The organism is Streptomyces sp. NPDC058307, assembly GCF_042880295.1.
In the GTDB taxonomy this organism is placed as follows: Bacteria; Actinomycetota; Actinomycetes; order Streptomycetales; family Streptomycetaceae; genus Streptomyces.
Genome location: NZ_JBHVYZ010000014.1, coordinates 67146 through 87358, shown reverse-complemented (window position 1 = coordinate 87358; position 20213 = coordinate 67146). Strand labels below are relative to the sequence as shown.

The following is a 20213-nucleotide window of genomic DNA, read 5'->3' as shown; positions in this document are numbered from 1 at the left end:
GATCACAGACCCTCGAACGCGTCGGTCTCGGCGCGGTGGACGCGCACCGCGCCCGTGTGCACCTCGTAGTACCAGGCGTGCAGGGTCAGTCGGTCCTCCGCGAGCTTCTTGTCGATGAAGGGGTACGACCTCAGGCGCAGGATCTGGGCCAGGACGTGGCTCTGCACGCCCTCGGCCACGCACGGGTCCTCGGCGGCTCCGGAGGGGCGGGGGGTGGCGTGCGTGAGCCAGTCGCGCACGGCCGGTACCGCGTCGAGGTCGTCGCCGCGGACGAGGGCGCCGACCGCGCCGCAGTGCGAATGCCCGCAGACCACGATGTCGCGGACGCCGAGCACCTCCACGGCGTACTCGATGGTGGCCGCCTCGCTGGTGGGGTGCTCCGAGGCGTAGGGGGGAACGATGTTGCCCGCGGTGCGCAGCTCGAAGAGCTCGCCCGGGCGGGCGCCCGTGATCAGGGCCGGGACGACCCTGGAATCCGAGCAGGTGATGAACAGGACCTGGGGGGACTGGCCTTCGGCCAGCTTGGCGAACTCCTCAGGGCGCTGTCCGAACGTACGGGCGTTGTCGATGAGGGGCTGCATGTGGTGACTCCTCCTGGCGCGCCGTGGGGGCGCGTCGGGTTACCTGGCGCGCCGTAGGGCGCGTCGGCTTGCATGACAGGTGGGGGAACGCAGGTGGGGCTGGTCTGCTGTCAGCAGCGGAAGACCTGAAGTGCCGCCGGGGCGTGGGCTGTCGAGGGTCTCGACAGGGGGAACTCGCCTGATGCGACCCGCTCGGGCGCGGCCGCCGGCTCCCGAGCCGGCAGTGAGCGCTCGGGTCCCTCGGGGGCGAAGTCGACGGCGCGATGCCGGTCGCGGGTACGCAGGGGACCGGTCGGGTCCCCGGCGTGGTTGCAGTGGCGCTTGCCCAAGGCCTCGGCGCGTGACGCCTTGCCGGAGAGCTTGGTACCGGGAAGGGCTTTGGCCTCAGCCTGACGGCCTGTGTGCGCGGTTGCGAATGCCCCGGAGGACGTGAAGAAAGGGAGCGCCAGAAGGACGGCGGCGAGGAGCGCTACCACGGTCCGTACCGTCGTACCTCGGAACATGCGCCCCCCTCTCGACAGTTGGCATCTCTAGTCCAGACCAAGTACTGGTCAATGACTGGTCAAGAAACACCTTAGCTCGGCAAAGTCGTTTGCTGGGTTAACTTAGCGTTTCCGGCTGAAGAGAGGCTGAAGCCTGCCGGGTCGCTGACGCGAACTGGCCCTTGACGTGCAGGGTTTCGCTGATTAACGGACTGACTAACGGACGAGACCCTTGGCGTCGCGCGCCAGCGCCGTCAGCCGGGATATCGCACGGAAGTACTTCTTGCGGTAGCCGCCGTTCAGCATCTCCTCGCTGAACAGCCGGTCGAAGGGCAGCCCGGAGGCCAGCACCGGGACCTCGCGGTCGTAGAGGCGGTCCGCGAGCACCACGAGCCGCAGCGCCGTCGACTGGTCCGGCACCGGCTGCACGTCGGTGAGGCAGACCGCCCTCAGACCGTCGGTCAGGGCGCCGTAGCGGCTGGGGTGGACCTTGGCGAGGTGTGCCAGCAGGCTCGGGAAGTCGTCGAGCGAGGCGCCCTCGGTGGCGTACGCCGCCCTGGTGACCTCCTCGTCGGTGAACGGCGCCGGCGCCTCGGGCAGCCCGCGGTGGCGGTAGTCCTCGCCGTCGATGCGCAGCGGGCGGAAGTGGGCCGCCAGGCCCTGGATCTCGCGCAGGAAGTCCACGGACGCGAACCGGCCCTCGCCGAGCTTGCCCGGCAGGGTGTTGGAGGTGGCGGCGAGCGCCACGCCCGCGTCGACCAGCTTGCCGAGCAGGGTGGAGACCAGGACGGTGTCGCCCGGGTCGTCCAGCTCGAACTCGTCGATGCACAGGAGACGGTGGCCGGAGAGCGTCTGCACCGTCTTCTGGAAGCCGAGGGCGCCGACCAGGTTGGTCAGCTCGACGAAGGTGCCGAAGGCCTTGAGGGAGGGCTCGGCCGGGGTGGCGTGCCAGAGGGAGGCCAGCAGGTGGGTCTTGCCGACGCCGTAGCCGCCGTCGAGGTAGACACCGCGGGGGCCTTCCGGGACCTTGGCAGCCCTGGCCTTCCCGAACGCCTTGCCGAGCCCCAGGAAGCCGCGCTTTCCGCCGCCGACCGCGTGCGCGCCGCCGAGGCCCGCCGCGAAGCCCTCCAGGACCCGGACGGCCTCGGTCTGGCTGGGCTGGTTCGGGTCCGGGATGTACGTGTCGAACCGCACCGAGTCGAACCGCGGCGGCGGCACCATCTCGGCGACCAGCCGGTCCGCGGGAACGTGCGGCTCACGGTCGCACAGGGACGGCGGGACGGTCTCGGTCATCGAGCCGGACCCGGACGCGGCGGGGGAAGTAGACACGGTTCACCATGCTAAGCGCCGTGCCACACTGCACGACATGCGACGCCTGTTCCCTGTGACCGACGAAACAGCGATCCGGACCCCCGAAGGGGAGGTCGGCCATGACTGGAGCCTCGCCGAGCTGGCCGCCGCCTACGCGTACCCGGAGCTCGGGTCGGGCCCCGGCACCCCCGGGGTGTGGCTGCGCGCCAACATGGTCTCCACGCTCGACGGGGCCGCCCAGCACGACGGCCGCTCGCACCCCATCTCCACCCCGACCGACATGCGGATCTTCGGGACCCTGCGGGCCCTGGCGGACGTGGTGATCGCCGGTGCGGAGACGGTCCGGCAGGAGGGGTACCGGCCCGCACGCGTGCGTGACGAGTTCGCCGGGATGCGGGAGGCGGCGGGGCAGGGCCCGGTGCCGGCGATCGCGGTGATCACCGCGAGCCTGGACCTGGACTTCTCCCTCCCGCTGTACACCTCGCCCCTGGTGCCCACGCTGATCCTCACGGGCGCCGCGGCGGCCCCGGACCGGATCGCCGCGGCCGAGAAGGCGGGCGCGCGGATGGTGATCGCCGGGGACGGCGTCGGCGTGGACCCCGCGCGGGCCGTACGGGAGCTCGCCGAGCTGGGACACACCCGGCTGCTGACCGAGGGCGGCCCCCGGCTGCTCGGGCAGCTGGTGGCCGCCGAGGTGCTCGACGAGCTCTGTCTGACCCTGTCCCCGATGCTCACCGCGGGAAGCGCGCAGCGGATCGCCGGGGGGCCGTCGGTGGCGGTCCCGGCACGGTTCGCGCTGGACTCCCTGCTGGAGGAGGACGGATTCCTCTTCAGCAGGTATCGCAGGCACTAACGGCGGAGTCTGCCGTTCCGGTTGGCTTCCGGCGGGCACACTGAATCCGGCAGTACTCGTGCGATCACGGGGCAGGATGGTTTTTGCAGCGCGCAGAGAACGCAGAGAAGGGGACGCCCGGTGTTCACCAGCGTTTTGATGATCGAGAAGGCCCTGACGTCCGCCGACGTGGAGTTCGTCACCACACTGCACGGCGACGAGTCGGTCGCGTTCCATGTGCTGCTCCAGCCGCGGGGGGACCAGGCCGACCGGCTGCTGCGGGCCATCGACGACGTGGCGCTGGGCGAGCTGGACGAGGCCGTACGGGAGCGGGAGACGCCCGAGGGCGAGGCGGCGAAGCCCTTCGGGGAGCGGGCGCTGGAGGTGTCCTTGCAGGCGCTGCGGGTTTCCGGGAGCGAGGCGGACGGACGGCTGATCGAGGACCATCCGCTGGACGCGCTCAGGGCGCTGGTGGAGGAGACCGGGGCCGACGAGGTGATCGTGCTGACCGATCCCCACTACGTGGAGGAGTTCTTCCACCGGGACTGGGCGTCGAGAGCGCGGCACAAGGTGGGCGTGCCGGTGCTGAAACTGTTCTCGCACAGCAAGGACTAGGGACCGGGCGCGGTCGCCGCAGGCAATAAGCTGGGGCCTTCGCCGTAGCCGTATGCACAGGGAGACACCACATGGCCCCCGGCCTTCCTACCGCCATGGACCGACCGCACTTCATCGGGATCGGTGGGGCCGGGATGTCGGGGATCGCGAAGATCCTCGCGCAGCGCGGCGCGAAGGTGGCCGGCAGCGACGCCAAGGAGTCCGCGACCGCCGAGGCGCTGCGGGCCCTCGGCGCGACCGTGCACATCGGGCACGCGTCCGAGCACCTGGCGACCGACGCCACCTGTGTCGTCGTGTCCTCGGCGATCCGGGCCGACAACCCCGAGCTGGCCCGCGCGGCCGAGCTCGGCATCCCGGTCGTGCACCGGTCCGACGCCCTCGCCTCGCTGATGGACGGCCTGCGGCCGATCGCGGTCGCCGGGACGCACGGGAAGACGACCACGACCTCGATGCTGGCCGTCTCCCTGTCCGAGCTGGGCCTGGAGCCGTCGTACGCCATCGGCGGCGACCTGGACGCCCCCGGCTCGAACGCGCTGCACGGCGAGGGCGAGATCTTCGTCGCCGAGGCGGACGAATCGGACCGCAGCTTCCACAAGTACGCCCCCGAGGTCGCGATCGTCCTCAACGTCGAGCTCGACCACCACGCCAACTACGCGTCGATGGACGAGATCTACGAGTCCTTCGAGACCTTCGTCGACCGCATCGCCAAGGGCGGCACGCTGGTGATCAACGCGGACCACGGGGGCGCCCGGGAGCTGACCCGCCGGGTCACGGCGAGCGGCGTGCGCGTGGTGACGTACGGCGACGCCGAGGACGCCGACGTGCGCGTCCTGTCGGTCGTCGCGCAGGGACTCAAGAGCGAGGTCACCGTTCTCCTCGACGGCAGTGAGCTCACCTTCACGGTCTCCGTCCCCGGCCGCCACTACGCGCACAACGCGGTGGCCGCGCTGGCCGCGGGCGTGGCGCTCGGCGTCCCCGCCGCCGAACTGGCGCCGGCCCTGGCCGCCTACACCGGCGTCAAGCGGCGCCTGCAGCTGAAGGGCGAGGCGGCCGGGGTGCAGGTCATCGACTCCTACGCCCACCACCCCACCGAGATGACGGCGGACCTGGAGGCCATGCGCGCGGCCGCCGGGGACGCCCGCATCCTCGTCGTCTTCCAGCCCCACCTGTTCTCGCGGACCCAGGAGCTCGGCAGGGAGATGGGCGAGGCCCTCGCGCTCGCGGACGGCTCGCTGGTCCTGGACATCTACCCGGCCCGCGAGGACCCGATCCCCGGGGTCACGAGCGAGCTGATCATCGCGGCGGCGCGGACCGCGGGCGCGGACGTGACGCCGGTCCACGACAAGGCGGACGTGCCCGAGGCGGTCGCGGGAATGGCGAAGGCCGGTGATCTCGTTCTCACCATGGGCGCGGGTGACGTGACGGACCTCGGCCCGCTGATCCTGGACCGTCTCGCGAAGTAAGGGGCTGAGCTTCATGTCGTACGACGTCGAAAAGCCGGACGAGCAGTGGCGAGCGGAGCTGAGCCCGGCCGAGTACGCCGTACTCCGCCAGGCCGGGACGGAACCCGCCTTCACCGGTGAGTACACCAACACCAAGACCACCGGCGTGTACTCCTGTCGCGCCTGCGGTGCCGAGCTGTTCACCTCCACCACGAAGTTCGAGTCCCACTGCGGCTGGCCGAGCTTCTACGACCCGAAGGACACCGACGCGGTCGAACTGATCCAGGACCGCTCGCACGGGATGGTCCGGACGGAGGTGCGCTGCGCCCGCTGCGGCTCCCACCTCGGGCACGTGTTCGAGGGTGAGGGGTATCCGACCCCCACCGACCAGCGGTACTGCATCAACAGCATCTCGCTCAGGTTGACGGCGGACGAGGACTGACAGCGCGGTTCCGGTCAGGCGTCCTCCGGACACCGACCGGTCAACTCCGGCCATGCAGGCCTTCTTTGTGATGCGGTGCCGAGTGCGCGGGCGGGATACGGTGCGGACTCGGTGATCCAGAAGGAGGCCCGATGCGCGTCGGGACAGTGTCCGAGGTCCGGCCCGTGTCGGAGTTGCTGGTCGAGAACGCCGCGCGGTACGGCGGCAGGCTCGCCTTCGCCGACGACCGGCGGGCGGTGAACTGGGCCCGACTGGAGCTGCGCACACGGCGGTTGGCGGGCGCGCTCGGTGTGGGGCGCGGGGCCAGGGTGGCGTTCTGCCTCGACAACAGCGTCGAGCTGGTGGAGGGGCTGCTCGCCACGGTCCGGGCCGGTGCCGTCGGGGTGCCGTTGAGTCCGCGGGGCACCCATGCCGAGCTCGCGGCGCTGCTCGCCGACTGCGATCCGGACGTACTGGTCGTCGACCGGCGGCAGTTGGCGCGGATCGCCAGCGTGGTCGGGGAGCGGTCACCGCGGCTGGTGGTGGCCGGGGAGGGGCCGGTGCCGGAGGGCATCGTGCACTTCGGCGACCTTGCGACGCACGGCAGTTCACCCGATCCCCGCGACGACCTCGGTCTGGACGAGCCCGCCTGGCTGCTCTACACCTCCGGCACCTCGGGCACCCCCAGGGCCGCGGTCGCCAGCCAGCGGTCCGCGCTGTGGTCGCCGGTCGCCTGCTATGTGCCCCGGCTCGGGCTCTCGGCGGACGACCGGCTGCTCTGGCCGCTGCCGCTCGCGCACACCTACGCCCACTCGCTCTGTGTCCTCGGTACCACCGTGGCGGGCGGCAGCGCGCGGATCACCGCGGTGCGGGAACCGGCCGCGCTGGTACGGCTGGTCGAGGAGTTCGCGCCGACCGTGCTGGGCGGAGTGCCGCTCACCTACCAGCAGTTGCTCGACGCCGGACTCGGCGCGGTGCCCTCGCTGCGGGTGTGTGTCACCGCCGGGGCACCGAGCGGTCCCGAGCTGCGGGAGCGGGTCGAGGCGCGGCTCGGGGCCCCGCTGCTGGACGGGTACGGCAGCACCGAGACCTGCGGCAAGATCGCGATGGAGTCGCCGACGGGCCCGCGGGTGCGGGGCAGCAGCGGGGCCGTGCTGCCCGGCATGGAGGTCCGGCTCGTCGATCCCGGCACCGGGGCGCGGGTCGTGGGCGCCGAGGGGGAGATCTGGGTGCGCGGACCCGGCGTGATGCTCGGCTACCGCGACGGGACCGGGGTGGACGGCGACGGCTGGTACCGCACCGGTGACCTGGGGCGGCTCGGCGAGCACGGGTACCTGACCGTCACCGGGCGCGCCAACGACCGGATCGTCCGGGGCGGGGAGAACGTCGACCCCGTCGAGGTCGAGCAGGTCCTGCGCGGGCTGCCCGGGGTGCTGGACGCGGCCGTGGTGGCGCGACCGCATCCGCTGCTCGGCGAGGTCCCGGTCGCGTTCGTCGTGCCGGGGGAACCGGCCCTCGACACGGGCGCCCTGCTGCGGGCCTGCGCCGAGGTGCTCTCCGCGCACAAGGTCCCCGAGGATGTCCTGTTCACCCCGGCCATCCCCCGCACCGCGGCCGGCAAACCCCGGCGGGCCGTCCTCCGCGAGGGGCTTGCCGCCCGCCCGGCGGAGGAGGCCCTCGCGGGGCTCGCCGACCGGCCCCCGGCGGAGCGCCGGGCGGCGCTGACCGAGCTGGTGTGCGCGGAGACGGCGGCGGTCGGCGGGGCGGGCGGGCCCGGTGGGCCGGAGCACGCCGGCGAGCCGGTCGCCGCTCACTTCTCGCCGGTCCCGGGCGGATCCGCGAGTACCCCGCCGGCCGTCCCCGACGAGGCACCCGTCACCGACGCCTCCGCGATCGACCCCCACACCGCCTTCGCCGACCTCGGTCTCACCTCCATGGGGGCGATGACCTTGTGGCACCGGCTCGGCCTCCGTACCGGACTGCGGCTGCCCGCCACCCTGGTCTGGGACCATCCCACGCCCGCCGCGGTCGCCGCCCACCTGGACGAGCGCCTGCACGGTGCCGGGTCCGAGAGCACGGCCCCGCGCCGCGGCCCCGCCGCCGAGCCGATCGCGATCGTGGCCGTCGGCTGCCGTTACCCGGGTGGGGTGCGCTCACCCGAGGACCTCTGGCGGCTGGTGTCCGACGGGGTGGACGCCACCGGGGAGTTCCCGGCCGACCGGGGCTGGGACGTCGACGCCCTGTACCACCCCGACCCCGACCGGCTCGGGACGACGTACACCCGGCGCGGTGGCTTCCTCACCGACGCGGCCGACTTCGACCCGCTGTTCTTCGGGATCTCGCCTCGCGAGGCCACGGCCACGGACCCGCAGCACCGGCTGCTGCTCGAAGTCGCCTGGGAGACGCTGGAGCGGGCGGGCATCCCCGCGCCCGCGTTGCGTGGCAGTGCCACCGGCGTCTACGTCGGCCTGATGCACGGCGGATACGGCGGCGGGGCGTCGCGGCACCCGCTGGAGGCGCACCTCGGCGCCGGGTCGGCGGGCAGCGTGGCCTCCGGACGGATCTCCTATGTGCTGGGCCTGCGCGGCCCGGCCCTGACCGTCGACACCGCCTGCTCGTCCTCCCTGGTCGCCATGGACCTGGCCGCCGCGGCGCTGCGCGCGGGCGAGTGCACGCTCGCGCTGGCCGGCGGGGTGACCGTACTGGCCAGTCCGAAGCCGTTCGTGGTGTTCAGCCGGCAGCGCGGGCTGTCGGCGGACGGCCGCTGCCGGTCCTTCGCGGACGGCGCCGACGGCACCGCGTGGGCCGAGGGCGTCGGCCTGGTGCTGCTGGAGAAGCTGTCCGACGCCCGGCGCAACGGCCACCCGGTCCTGGCCGTGCTGCGGGGCTCGGCCGTCAACCAGGACGGCGCGTCCAACGGGCTCACCGCCCCCAACGGCGAGGCCCAACGGGAGCTGATCCGGCTGGCGTTGGCCGACGCCGGACTGGACAGCGCCGATGTGGACGTCGTCGAGGGCCACGGCACCGGGACCGCGCTCGGCGACCCCGTCGAGGCGGGCGCCCTGCTGGCCACCTACGGCCAGGGCCGCGACCCCGGCGACCCGGTGTGGCTCGGCTCGGTCAAGTCGAACTTCGGGCACACCCAGGCCGCGGCCGGGGTGGCCGGCGTCATCAAGATGATCGAGGCCATGCGCCACGGCGAACTGCCCAGGTCGCTGTACGCGGAGCAGCCCTCGCCGCACGTCGACTGGTCCGGCGGCGCGGTACGGCTGCTGGAGCGGGCCCGGCCCTGGCCGGAGCGCGACCGGCCGCGCCGGGCGGCGGTCTCGTCCTTCGGGATCGGCGGGACCAACGCGCACGTGATCATCGAGGAGCCGGAGGAAGCCGAGGAGGAGGACCGCCCGGAGACCGTCCGCTCCGGGCCGGGCACCGTTACCCCGTTCCTCGTCGGCGGCAGCGACGAAGCCGGACTGCGGGCCCACGCCCGGGAGTTGGCGACCGCGTTGGCCGACATCGGCGGGGAAACGGCCGCCCTGGATGTCGCCTACTCGCTCGCGACCACCCGCGCGCCTCTCCGGCACCGCGCCGCCGTACTGGCCACCGGCGCCGACGGACTCCTCGCCGGGCTGAGGGACCTGGCCGACGGCACCGACGGCCCCGCACTGCGCAAGGGCACCGCACGCGGCACCGCAAAGGTGGCGCTGCTCTGCGCGGGCCAGGGCGCCCAGCGGACCGGCATGGGCCGTGAACTCGCGGCCCGTTTCCCCGCGTTCGCCGCCGCCTTCACCGAACTGTGCGACGCCTTCACCCCGTTGCTCGACCGGCCCCTGCGCGAGGTGATCGACGACCCCGACAGCGACCTCCTGCACCGCACCGACTACGCCCAACCCGCCCTGTTCGCCTACGAGGTCGCGCTGCACACCCTCCTCGCCGACTGCGGAGTGCGGCCGGACTTCCTGGTCGGCCACTCGATCGGCGAACTGGCCGCCGCGCACATCGCGGGCGTGTTCTCGCGGGCCGACGCGGTACGGCTGGTCGCCGCGCGGGGCCGTCTGATGGCCGAACTGCCCGAGGGCGGGGCCATGTTCGCCGTACGGGCGTCGCCTGCGGACGTGGCGAAACGGCTCGACGAGGAGCCCGGTGCCCGGGTCGCCGTCGCGGCGGTCAACGGTCCCGAGTCCGTGGTGCTGTCCGGTGACGAGGAGGCGGTGTCCGCGCTGGCCGCCCGACTCGGGCGTACGGCGACCCGGTTGCGGGTCAGCCACGCCTTCCACTCGCCGCTGCTCGACCCGATGCTGGACGGGTTGCGGGAGGTCGCCGAGTCGGTTACCTACCACCGGCCGTCCGTACCGGTGGTGTCGACGCTGACCGGCCGCCCGGAGCCGGACGCGATCCGGACCGCCGAGTACTGGGTGCGGCAGGCGCGGGAGACCGTGCGGTTCGCCGACGCGGTGGAGTGGCTGGCGCGCGCCGGAGTGACGGCGTACGTCGAGGCGGGGCCGTCGGTGACGCTGAGCACGGCGGCCGAGGAGTGCGTCGGGCCGGGCTCCGGAGTTCTGTTCACCTCCGCTGCCGAGACGGCCGTGGCCCTGGCGGAGCTGCACGTCCATGGTGTGCCGGTGGACTGGCGGGCCGTGTACGCGGGAACCGGCGCCCGGCGGCGGCCGTTGCCGACGTACCCCTTCCAGCGGCAGCGCTACTGGCTTGACGCCCGTGACCACGACGGCGGTGACGAGCGGAAGCTGGTCGGCGAGGCGCAGCCGGACGCCGACGGGCCCGGGACCCGCTACAGCGGTGCGCTGTCCACCGCGCGGCAGCCCTGGCTCGCGGACCATGTGATCGGCGACCGGGTGCTGGTGCCCGCGACGGTCTTCGCCGAGCTCGCTTTGCGGGCGGCGGGGGCAGACGTGGCCCAGGGCCCGCTGCGGCTGTCCGAGCTGGTCCTCCACGAGCCGCTGGTGCTACCCGCGTCGGACCAGCTGCCGATCCAGGTGGTCGCGGACGCTCCGGACCAGGCAGGCAACCGTCCGGTCACCGTGTGGGCGCGAACGGGAGAGACCTGGACCCGCCATGCCGGAGCGGTGCTCGCCCCGGTCGGCACACCTCCCGCGGCCGCTCAGGACACGCCGTGGCCACCTGCCGGCGCCGAGGAGGTCGCCGTCGACTATCAGCGGCTCGCCGGGTACGGGCACCACTACGGGCGGGCCTTCCGCGCGGTCACCGGGCTCTGGCGGCACGGTGCCGAGATCTTCGCCGAGGTGGCGCTGCGGCCGCGGGAGGCGGCGGACGCCGGCTCGTACACCCTGCACCCGGCGCTGTTCGACGCCGCCCTGCACGCCGCGCTGCTGGCCGAGGGGCCGGGCGAGGCGCGGGGTGAGGGGCCGGGTGGAGCGCGGGGTGAGGGGCCGAACGAGGCCCGGGTTCCGCTCGCCCTCACCGGCGTGACCGTGCACGCGAGGGGCGCCACCGCCGCGCGGGTACGACTGGAGCGGCTGGGCGCCGACGAGGTACGGGTGACGCTGACCGGTGTCGACGGACGGCCCCTCGCCACCGTCGAGTCCCTGGTCACCCGGGTGACGAAGGTCCGCCCGGTGGAGCTGTACAAGGTGGACTGGCGGCCTGCTGGGGAGGGTGGCCACACCGGCACCGAGCATGAACTCCTCGACACCGCAGATCTGTTGGCCAAGGCGGACGAGGACATGCCGGGCCGGGTCCGGGAGCTCGTCACGGCTGCCCTCGCCCGGGTACGCGAGTGGGTCGCCGATACCCGTCCGGGCCGTCTGCTGGTGCTCACCCACCACGCCACCGGGGACGATCCGGACCCGGCGCAGGCCGCGGTGGCCGGGCTGGTGCGCAGCGCCCAGTCCGAGCACCCCGGCCGGATCGTGCAGATCGACGTCCGCGGCGGCACCCTGACGCGCGCGGTATTGGACGCGGCTCTGCGCACCGGAGAACCCCAACTCGCCGTGCACGGAGGCACGGTCCTGGTCCCCAGGCTGGTCGCCACGGGCCCCGCGACCGCCGCTCCCACCGCCCTCGATCCCGACCGCACTGTGCTGATCACCGGCGGCACCGGAGCGCTCGGCGCGAGCCTCGCCCGGTATCTCGTGGCCGAACGCGGGGCGCGGCACCTGCTGTTGGCGAGCCGTGGCGGCCGTACTCCGGACTGGGCCGCCGAACTCCGAGCGGACGTACGGGTGGTGGCCTGTGACGTGAGCGACCGGGCCGCCGTCGACGCGCTGGTCGCGTCCTGCGATCCGCCCTTGACCGGCGTGTTCCATCTCGCCGGAGTGGTGGCCGACGGTGTGGTGGACGGCATGACGCCAGAGCGGGTGGCCGAAGTGCTGGCGCCCAAGGCGGACGCCGCCTGGCATCTGCACGAGGCGACCGCGGGCCTGGGACTGGCCGCGTTCGTGCTGTACTCCTCGGCCGCCGGAATGCTGGGCCGGCCGGGACAGTCCAACTACGCCGCCGCCAACGGCTTCCTCGACGCACTCGCCGAGTACCGGACCGCCCGCGGGCTGCCCGCGCGGTCCCTCGCCTGGGGCCCCTGGACCACCGCCCACGACGACGGCGGCATGGCGGGCCGGGTCGCGCCGCACCTGCTGGCCGGGGACGGGGTGCCCGCCATCACCGAGCCGGAGGGCGTCGAACTGCTGGACTCCGCACTGCGCACGGCGGCACCGGTGCTGGTGCCCGTGCCGTTCGCCCGCGCAGCACAGAGCGGCTCGCCGCTGCCGCTGCTCGCGGACCTGTATCCGGCGCGCCCGGCGCCGGTCACCGTGTCACCGGCGGCCGACCAGGCTCCCGGCGCCTGGCGCAAGAGGCTCGCCGTGACCCCCGAGGCCGACCGCGAGGCCGTCCTGGCCGGTCTGCTCCGCGCCGAACTGGCGGCGGTGCTCGGATTCCCCGACGCGGACGCGTTCCCCGCCGACCGGGAGTTCGGACAGCTCGGCTTCGACTCGCTGACGGCCCTCCAGTTCCGCAACCGGCTCAGCGCGTTCACCCGGGTGCGGCTGGCACCGACGGTCGTGCTCGAACACCCGACGCTGGAGGGGCTGTCGGCGCACCTCCTCACCGCGTTGGGGAAGGCGGGTGCGCTGCCGGAGCCGGCGGACACCCCGACGACGGAGACAGAGACGGCGGATCAAGCAACCTCGCCCGACTACCGGTTCACCACCCTCTACCACCGCGTCCTGCGCGAGCGGGGCCCGCTGGAGGCGATGACCCTGCGGTACGTCGCCTCGTACGCCCTGCCGTCCTTCACCGCGGCCGACCGCGCCCGGTATGCCGTCGAACCCGTCCGACTGACCGGCGCCGCCACCGGCAAAAGCGCCGCGGCGCTCGTCTACCTCCCCGACTACCTCGCCCCCTTCCACCGTGTCCCCACCGGACTGGCCGAACAGTTCGACGGGGAACGGGACGTGTACCTGCTGGAACACCCCGGGTTCGGCGTCCGCAGGGCGGTACCCGACTCGATGGAGACGCTGGCGCGGGCGCACGCCGACATGGTCCGCGAGATCGCCCGGGGCGGTCCTGTCGTCCTGGTCGGCTACTGCGCCGGCGGCGTGATCGCCCACGAGGTGGCACGCCGACTGGCGGCCGACGGTGTGCCGCCGGCCGGTGTCGTCCTGGTCGACTCCCACGCGGGCGTCCTCCAGCGCGGAGACACCCGTGCACTCGCCCTGATGGCCGCCGGTGCCGCCCTGCCGGAGGACGTGGTCGAGGCGTTCGACGACTCGTTGCTGATCGCGGGCGGTGGCTATGCGCGTGTTCTCGAAGGATGGCAGCCGAAGACGGTCCCGGGCTCCCCGCCCGTGCCGACGCTGCTGCTGCGCGGCCGGCCGACCGCCGAGATGCGACGCGCCGACCCCGACGGGGACTGGCCGCCGCACTGGCCGCTGCCCCACGACACCGTCGACGTCCCCGGCGACCACTACTCCGTCGTCCACCAGGACGCCGACTCCACGGCCGCGGCGATCCGCGCCTGGCTGACGAAGTGACCGTCCCACGAGCGAAGGGGAGTTGCCCGATGGACCCCGAGTACGACCTGATCGTCGTCGGTGGCGGGCCGGCCGGCTCGACCGCCGCGGCCGCCGTCGCGATGCGCGGACACCGGGTGCTGCTGCTGGAGCGGGAGACCTTCCCGAGGTACCAGATCGGCGAGTCGCTGCTGCCGGCGACCGTGCACGGCCTGTGCGGCATCCTCGGTGTCGCCGACGAGGTCGCCGAGGCCGGGTTCACCCTCAAGCGCGGCGGGACCCTGCGCTGGGGGCGCGACCCGAAGCCGTGGCAGTTCTCCTTCTCCATGACACCCCGGTTGCCCGAACCCACCGCGACGGCCTTCCAGGTGGAGCGCTCCCGGTTCGACGAGATCCTGCTGCGCAACGCCGCCCGCGTCGGCGCCGAGGTCCGCGAGAGCAGCCAGGTGCGCCGGATCGTCGCCGACGACGAGCGGGTGCGCGGGGTCGAGTACACCGACGGAGACGGCAACGCACGTACCGCATACGGCCGTCACGTCATCGATGCGTCCGGGAACACCAGCCGGGTCCACTCCGGGGTGGGCGGGACGCGCGTCTACTCCGACTTCTTCCGCAACCTCGCCGTGTTCGGGTACTTCGCGGGCGGACGCCGGCTGCCCGAGCCGAACCGGGGCAACATCTTCTGTGCCGCGTTCGACGCCGGCTGGCTCTGGTACATCCCGCTGCGCGACGACCTGACCAGCGTCGGCGCCGTGATCTCGCCCGAGCACCACCCGGCCGTCCAACGGGATCCGCGAGCCGCCTGGCAGGACCTGATCCGGGCCTGTCCGGAGGTCGCCGAGCTGCTCGACGGAGTGCCCGCCGCGACCGAGCCGCCGTACGACCGGGTGCGGGTGCGCAAGGACTGGTCGTACTGGAACACGTCCTTCTGGACGCCCGGCATGGCGCTCGTCGGCGACGCCGCCTGCTTCGTGGACCCGGTGCTGTCCTCCGGGGTCCATCTGGCCACGTACGGAGCCCTGTTGGCGGCCCGTGCGGTCAACTCCGCACTCGACGGCAGTGTGCCCGAGGAACGCGGCTTCGCCGAGTTCGAAGCCCGCTACCGGCGCGAGTACGGGGTGTTCTACGAGTTCCTCGTCGCCTTCTACGACATGGAGCGCAACGACCAGTCGTACTTCTGGTCCGCGAAGAAGGTCACGAAGGTGGACAGCACCGAGGTGGCCGCCTTCGCCGAGCTCGCGGGCGGTCTGGTCTCGGGTGATGCGGCGGTGCTGGGACCGGCGCGGTTCGGGGCCCAGTGGAGTGCCGCGGCGGCCGAACTGGACGGCGCGGTGGGCCGGTTGGCCACCTCGGACGACCGGACGAACCCGCTGCTGTCCACGCGGGTCGTCGGCGAGACCTTCCGGACCGGCAACGACCTCCAGGAACAGGCCCTCTACGGCGGCCCTCTGGACGACACCGCGCCCGCCGCGCCGGGACACCTGGTCGCCTCCGCCGACGGTCTTGGCTGGGAGCGGGGGCTGTGAATGGCCGAACCACTGGTCTGTTGACTTTCGGCTGAGCGAGCCAGAGGATTCCGGGGGTGACCCCTACCGAGTACCCGTCTGCCCGCACCGCCCTCCCCGTCGACCTCGACGAGGCCGCCCACCGCTGTCTCGTCGCCGGGTTCGAAGGCACCACGGCCGTCCCCGACACCCTGAAGCGGCTCATCGACCGCGGGCTCGGCGGGGTCATCCTGTTCACCCGCAACGTGCGCGACGCGGAACAGGTGCGCCGCCTCACCGACACCCTGCGGGCCCTGCGCCCCGACCTGCTGGTCGCCATCGACAACGAGGGCGGCGGCATCGGGCACCTGGTCGCCGCGGGCGCCCCGGAGGTTCCCGGCTCCTACGCCCTCGGCGTCGTCGACGACCCGGCCCTCACCGCCCGCTGCGCCGACGCCCTCGCCGGCCACCTGGCCACCCTCGGCATCACCGCCTCCTACGCCCCCGTCGCCGACGTCCAGCGGGAGTCCGGCAACCCGATCGTGCGCACCCGCGCCTTCGGCTCCGACCCCGAGCTGGTCGCCCGGCACCTGAGCGCCTGGATCACGGCCACCGAGGCACGCGGCATCGCCTCCTGCGCCAAGCACTTCCCGGGACACGGCGGCACGCTCACCGACAGCCACCACGAACTCGCCGTCGACCCGCGGCCGTACGACGCCCTCGACCTCGGTCCCTTCCGGGCCGCGATCGCCGCGGGCGTGCCGATGCTGATGAGCGCGCATGTCGTGTTTCCGGCGCTGGACGCCAACCGGCCGGCCACCCTCAGCCGGCGCATCCTCGGGGATCTGCTGCGGCACGAGCTCGACTTCGACGGGGTGCTGGTCAGCGACGCGCTGGAGATGAAGTCGATCGCGGACCTGTACGGGGAGGCCGCCGGGGCGCGGATCGCCCTCGCCGCCGGGGCGGACCAGGTCATCGTCGCCGTGGCGGATCTGCGGGTGACCCTCGAGTGCCGGGACGCGGTGCTGGAGGCGTTGCGGGACGGGGTGCTGGGGGAGGAACGGATCCGGGAGGCGGCGGGGCGGGTGCAGCGGCTGGTGGAGCGGTATGCGACGCCGGGGGGCGAGGTCGCCGTATGGGACGAAGGGGCGGGGCTGGAGGCGGCTCGGCGGGCGGTGCGGGTGCCTCCGGCGGGTGCGCGGGCGGGTGTGCGGGGGGCGCATGTCGTGGACCTGTTTCCGGCGCCGCATCCTGCGCTGAACTGGGGTGGGGAGGATCTGCTGACCGAGGTGCTGGCCGTTGATCCGACGGCTACGGGGACGGCGGTCGCGGGGGAGCCGGCGGATCCCGCCGCGCTCGTCGAGGTGATCCTGGCCAAGGCCGGGAGTGCGCCGCTGGTCGTGGCCACGTGTGATGCGGGGCTGTATCCGTGGCAGGCCCGCATGCGGGACGAACTGGTGGCACGGCGGCCGGGGGTGGTGCGGGTGGCGACGGGGCTGCCGGAGGAGGGGGCGGTCTGTTCTTACGGGCGGGGGAAGGTGAATTTGCGGGCGGTGGCTGAAGCACTCAACGCTTCGCGGTAAGTGCGGGCCGGTGGGGGCTGGTCGCGTCGTTCCCCGCGCCCCTAGAAGCGCTTACCTTCACGGGATTCGTATGAGCTCCGTGATTCCCCTCGACGCCAGGTAGGCCTCGTCCTCCGCCCGTTCCGCCAGCACCACCGCAGGACGCACCCCCTGCTGGCGCAACCGCGTCCACTCCTCGAAGTACGCCCCGCCCGGTCCCGACACCGATCGCGTGGACGGCGTGCAGTCCAGGACCAAGGCCGTGTTGCGGGGCAGGGCGGCCAGAGGGGCCGCCCGGAGTTCCGCCACCGTCGCCGCCACCGCCTCCGCGATCGGCTTGGGCCGCCCCTCCGCGTCGAACAGCCCCAGCGTGTACTCCAGTTCCGGGAAGTCCGCCAGTGACCGGTCCACGTCGTGGGAGCACCACCACGTCACACCCCACAGGTCCGCGCAGCCCGACGCGTTCAGGATGGTCTCGCGGGCGAAGTGCGGGGCGTCGGCGGCCGGGATGTGGGGTTCGGGGGCGCCCGTCTCCTGGATCCAGACGGGGCGCGAGGGGTCCTCGGCGTAGGCCTTGGCGAGTTCCGTGCCGTACTCGGCGAGGTGCAGGACCTGAGGGGAGCGGGGCCCGTAGAGCTGGGCGCAGCCGCCGGAGAAGACCCACGGGTGGACGGTGGTGACGTCTCCCTTGCGGGCGGAGGCCTCTGGGGTGAAGGGGTGGTCGTCGCCGTACCAGGCCGCGTCGTAGGCGGAGTGCGTGACCAGGCCGCCGTCCGTGCCGAGGCCCTCCCGGGCGGCCGTCAGCAGGGAGTCCAGGTAGTGGTCGACCTCCGCCGCGGTCACCGGGTTGTGCTCGACGAGGTTGTTGAGCTCGTTGCCCAGCTGGAGGCCGATGAGGTTCGGGCGGTCGGCGAGGGCGCGGCCGAGGGTGCGCAGCAGGTCCGCCTGGGCGTCGATCGCCTCCGGGTCGGTGAAGACGTTGCGGTGGTGCCAGCTGCGGGTCCACTCCGGGTAGAAGTCGAAGCTCGACAGATGGCCCTGGACGCCGTCCACCAGCACGTCGAGGCCCGCCTCGGCGGCCAGGTCGACCAGCTGCGCCAGCTGGTCCACGGCGGCGGTGCGGATCAGCGTGCGATTGGGCTGCAGGAGCGGCCAGAGGTGGAAGACCCGGACGTGGTCGAGGCCGAGCCCGGCTATCCGGTCCAGATCCTCGCGGGTGCGGGCCGGATCGAAGTCGTGCCAGGCGTGGAACCAGCCGTGGCGGGGCGTGTAGTTGACGCCGAAGCGGAGCGTGCGAATGGGATCCTCCTCGGGCCGGGCCCTTGTCCTGCACGAATGTATCAATCACCATAGTCATCGATGGGTAATGATTTGAACCATGAACGGCGTGACGGGCGCGACCTGGTCATTGGTCTCGACGCCGGCGGCACCCGCACCCGTGCGGTCCTCGCCGCCGCCGACGACGGTCGCGTGCTGGGCGAGAGCACCGGCGGTCCCGGCAACGCCATGACGGTTCCGGTCCCGCAGCTCACCGACCACCTCACCGAGACGCTCGCCCGAGTGCTGCCCGAGGAGGCACGCGCCCGGGTCGTGGCCGTGACCGGCGGTTTCGCGGGCGCCACGGCGGCCTCCGACGACGATCCCGGCACCGGCAGGGCCCGCACCGCCCTCACCGAGGCCCTGCGCCGCCTCGCCGTCCCGACCGGCCGGATCGGGGTCTGCAGCGACATCGAGGCCGCCTTCGCCGCCGCCCCCGGTACCCCCACCGAGGGCCTCGCCCTGGTCGCGGGCACGGGCGCGGTCGCCATGCGCATCGCCGACCGGCACGCCACGACCACTGTGGACGGCGACGGCTGGCTCCTCGGCGACGAGGGCAGCGGCTTCTGGATCGGCCGCAGCGCGGTCCGCGCCGCCCTGCGCATGGCCGACGGCCGCGGCCGTCCGACCGTCCTCGCCGGCCGGCTCGGCCACGCCCTGGACCTGCCGGTCGACGTCCTCCCGAAGGGCGGAATCCCTTCCTACGACCGTGGCGGCACCGTCCTGCCGAGCGGTACCGCGTCCCACCCCACCGGCGTCCCCGGCTGGGAACGCGCCCGGCGTGAGGACTTCCGCCGCCATCTGCTGCCCGCCGTCATGGCCGATCCGCCGATCCGGCTGGCCCGCTTCGCCCCGCTGGTCGCCGAGGCGGCCGCCGAGAAGGACGCCGTGGCCGAGGCGATCCTGAGCGAGGCGGCGGACCACCTGCTGGAGACCGTACGGGCGCTGGACCCCCACCCCGGTGAGCGGATCGTCGCCACGGGCGGGCTCCTGGGTCCCAAGGGGCCGCTCACCGCCCCGTTGGCCGAACGGCTGCACGCGCACGGTCTGACCCTGGACTGGGTGGCCGACGGCTGCCCCGGCGCGGTCGCCCTCGCACGGCTGGCGCACCGGTCGTGAGCGATGCCCTGTACCGCGACGCCACCGCCCCGCTCGACGCCCGCGTCCGGGACCTGCTGTCCCGGATGACCCTGCGCGAGAAGGCCGGCCAGCTCAACCAGCGGATGTACGGCTGGGACGCCTACCGCCGCACCCCCGACGGCGGCTTCGAACTCACCGAGGCCCTCTACGCCGAGACCGACCGCTTCGAGGGGCTCGGCGCCCTGTACGGCCTCCAGCGCGCCGACGCCTGGTCCGGGATGGACCACGGGAACGGACCCGGCGCGCGGGACGGGGCCGCCCTCGCCGAGCTGGTGCAGCGGCATGTCGTGGACCGGAGCCGGCTCGGCATCCCCGCGCTGTTCGTCGAGGAGGTCCCGCACGGTCTCATGGCCCTCGACGGCACCGTCCTCCCGGTCAACCTGGCGATCGGCGCCACCTGGGACCCCGACCTGTACGAGCGTGCCGCCGCCCACGCCGCGGCCGAACTCCGGGCCCGTGGCGGCCATGTGGCCCTCGTCCCCGCGCTGGACATCTCCCGCGACCCGCGCTGGGGCCGCACGGAGGAGTGCTTCGGCGAGGACCCGTACCTCGCGGCCCGGCTGACGGAGGCGTTGGTCCGGGGAATGCAGGGCGCCTGCGCGGACGGGCTCTTCGCCGCCGACAAGGCGCCCGTCGTCCTCAAGCACTTCGCCGGGCAGGGCGCCACCGTCGGCGGCCGCAACTCCGCGGAGTCGGAGCTGGGTTGGCGTGAGCTGCACGAGATCCACCTGCCCGCCGCCCGGGCCGGTGTCCGCGCGGGCGCCGCTGCCGTCATGGCCGCGTACAACGAGGTCGACGGCATGCCCTGCTCCGGCAACCGCGCCCTGCTCACCGGGCTGTTGCGCGAGGAGTGGGGCTTCGACGGGCTCGTCATGGCGGACGGCCTCGCCGTCGACCGGCTGGCCCGGATCACCGGCGACAAGGTCTCCGCTGGGGTGCTCGCCCTCAACTCCGGTGTGGATCTGAGCCTTTGGGACGAGGGCTTCACCCACCTGGAGGAGGCGGTCGAGCGAGGACTGGTCAAGGAGAGCGTCCTCGACGCCG

Annotated in this window: 12 protein-coding genes; 9 read left to right on the top strand and 3 right to left on the bottom strand. The window is 73.4% G+C overall.

Features of this window, described 5'->3' with window-relative positions; genetic code table 11:
* Positions 1–2: 2 nt before the first annotated feature.
* Both ACFVYN_RS13185 and zapE read right to left on the bottom strand, forming a co-directional pair.
* Positions 3–581 (bottom strand): carbonic anhydrase, encoded by a 579-nt coding sequence (locus ACFVYN_RS13185; RefSeq protein ID WP_389996809.1) that lies wholly within the window; start codon positions 579–581, stop codon positions 3–5.
* 698 nt (positions 582–1279) lie between these two features.
* The gene (gene zapE / locus ACFVYN_RS13180; RefSeq protein ID WP_389996961.1) at positions 1280–2356 is read right to left on the bottom strand and encodes a cell division protein ZapE; all 1077 of its coding nucleotides are present in this window, start codon (positions 2354–2356) and stop codon (positions 1280–1282) included.
* Positions 2357–2429: 73 nt separating this feature from the next.
* Between zapE and ACFVYN_RS13175 the strand changes: the two genes are divergently transcribed.
* From ACFVYN_RS13175 to ACFVYN_RS13145, 7 genes are all read left to right on the top strand, one after another.
* The gene (locus ACFVYN_RS13175) at positions 2430–3227 is read left to right on the top strand and encodes a pyrimidine reductase family protein (RefSeq protein WP_389996806.1); all 798 of its coding nucleotides are present in this window, start codon (positions 2430–2432) and stop codon (positions 3225–3227) included.
* Positions 3228–3347: 120 nt separating this feature from the next.
* The gene (locus ACFVYN_RS13170; protein ID WP_389996802.1) at positions 3348–3821 is read left to right on the top strand and encodes an indole-3-glycerol phosphate synthase; all 474 of its coding nucleotides are present in this window, start codon (positions 3348–3350) and stop codon (positions 3819–3821) included.
* A 71-nt stretch (positions 3822–3892) separates the two neighbouring features.
* Positions 3893–5284 carry a UDP-N-acetylmuramate--L-alanine ligase gene (gene murC, locus ACFVYN_RS13165; protein WP_389996799.1) on the top strand — a complete coding sequence of 464 codons (1392 nt, stop codon included), beginning with the start codon at positions 3893–3895 and terminating at the stop codon, positions 5282–5284.
* Positions 5285–5297: 13 nt separating this feature from the next.
* Positions 5298–5705 (top strand): peptide-methionine (R)-S-oxide reductase MsrB, encoded by a 408-nt coding sequence (msrB, locus tag ACFVYN_RS13160; protein ID WP_389996796.1) that lies wholly within the window; start codon positions 5298–5300, stop codon positions 5703–5705.
* 131 nt (positions 5706–5836) lie between these two features.
* On the top strand, positions 5837–13687 hold the full coding sequence (locus ACFVYN_RS13155) for an SDR family NAD(P)-dependent oxidoreductase (RefSeq protein WP_389996793.1): 7851 nt from the start codon (positions 5837–5839) through the stop codon (positions 13685–13687).
* A gap of 29 nt (positions 13688–13716) precedes the next feature.
* Entirely contained in the window at positions 13717–15192 is a 1476-nt protein-coding gene (locus tag ACFVYN_RS13150; RefSeq protein WP_389996790.1) for a tryptophan 7-halogenase, read from the top strand.
* A 56-nt stretch (positions 15193–15248) separates the two neighbouring features.
* The gene (locus tag ACFVYN_RS13145) at positions 15249–16733 is read left to right on the top strand and encodes a glycoside hydrolase family 3 N-terminal domain-containing protein (RefSeq protein WP_389996787.1); all 1485 of its coding nucleotides are present in this window, start codon (positions 15249–15251) and stop codon (positions 16731–16733) included.
* Positions 16734–16790: 57 nt separating this feature from the next.
* Here the strand turns inward: ACFVYN_RS13145 and ACFVYN_RS13140 are convergent, their stop codons facing one another.
* Positions 16791–18056 carry a glycosyl hydrolase gene (locus ACFVYN_RS13140; RefSeq protein WP_389996784.1) on the bottom strand — a complete coding sequence of 422 codons (1266 nt, stop codon included), beginning with the start codon at positions 18054–18056 and terminating at the stop codon, positions 16791–16793.
* A 15-nt stretch (positions 18057–18071) separates the two neighbouring features.
* Between ACFVYN_RS13140 and ACFVYN_RS13135 the strand changes: the two genes are divergently transcribed.
* A complete protein-coding gene (locus tag ACFVYN_RS13135; protein WP_389996781.1) occupies positions 18072–19148 on the top strand; it encodes an N-acetylglucosamine kinase in 1077 nt (358 codons plus the stop codon).
* Positions 19149–19213: 65 nt separating this feature from the next.
* A partial coding sequence (locus tag ACFVYN_RS13130) for a glycoside hydrolase family 3 protein (protein ID WP_389996958.1) occupies positions 19214–20213 on the top strand: 1000 nt, incomplete at its 3' end.

What these genes read in the sequence shown, in the direction of transcription:
- murC (WP_389996799.1), top strand. Translation starts at nt 3,893, where the DNA reads ATGGCCCCCGGCCTTCCTACCGCCATGGACCGACCGCACTTCATCGGG.
- ACFVYN_RS13175 (WP_389996806.1), top strand. Translation starts at nt 2,430, where the DNA reads ATGCGACGCCTGTTCCCTGTGACCGACGAAACAGCGATCCGGACCCCC.
- zapE (WP_389996961.1), bottom strand. Translation starts at nt 2,356, where the DNA reads ATGACCGAGACCGTCCCGCCGTCCCTGTGCGACCGTGAGCCGCACGTT.
- ACFVYN_RS13185 (WP_389996809.1), bottom strand. Translation starts at nt 581, where the DNA reads ATGCAGCCCCTCATCGACAACGCCCGTACGTTCGGACAGCGCCCTGAG.
- msrB (WP_389996796.1), top strand. Translation starts at nt 5,298, where the DNA reads ATGTCGTACGACGTCGAAAAGCCGGACGAGCAGTGGCGAGCGGAGCTG.
- ACFVYN_RS13155 (WP_389996793.1), top strand. Translation starts at nt 5,837, where the DNA reads ATGCGCGTCGGGACAGTGTCCGAGGTCCGGCCCGTGTCGGAGTTGCTG.
- ACFVYN_RS13150 (WP_389996790.1), top strand. Translation starts at nt 13,717, where the DNA reads ATGGACCCCGAGTACGACCTGATCGTCGTCGGTGGCGGGCCGGCCGGC.
- ACFVYN_RS13135 (WP_389996781.1), top strand. Translation starts at nt 18,072, where the DNA reads ATGGGTAATGATTTGAACCATGAACGGCGTGACGGGCGCGACCTGGTC.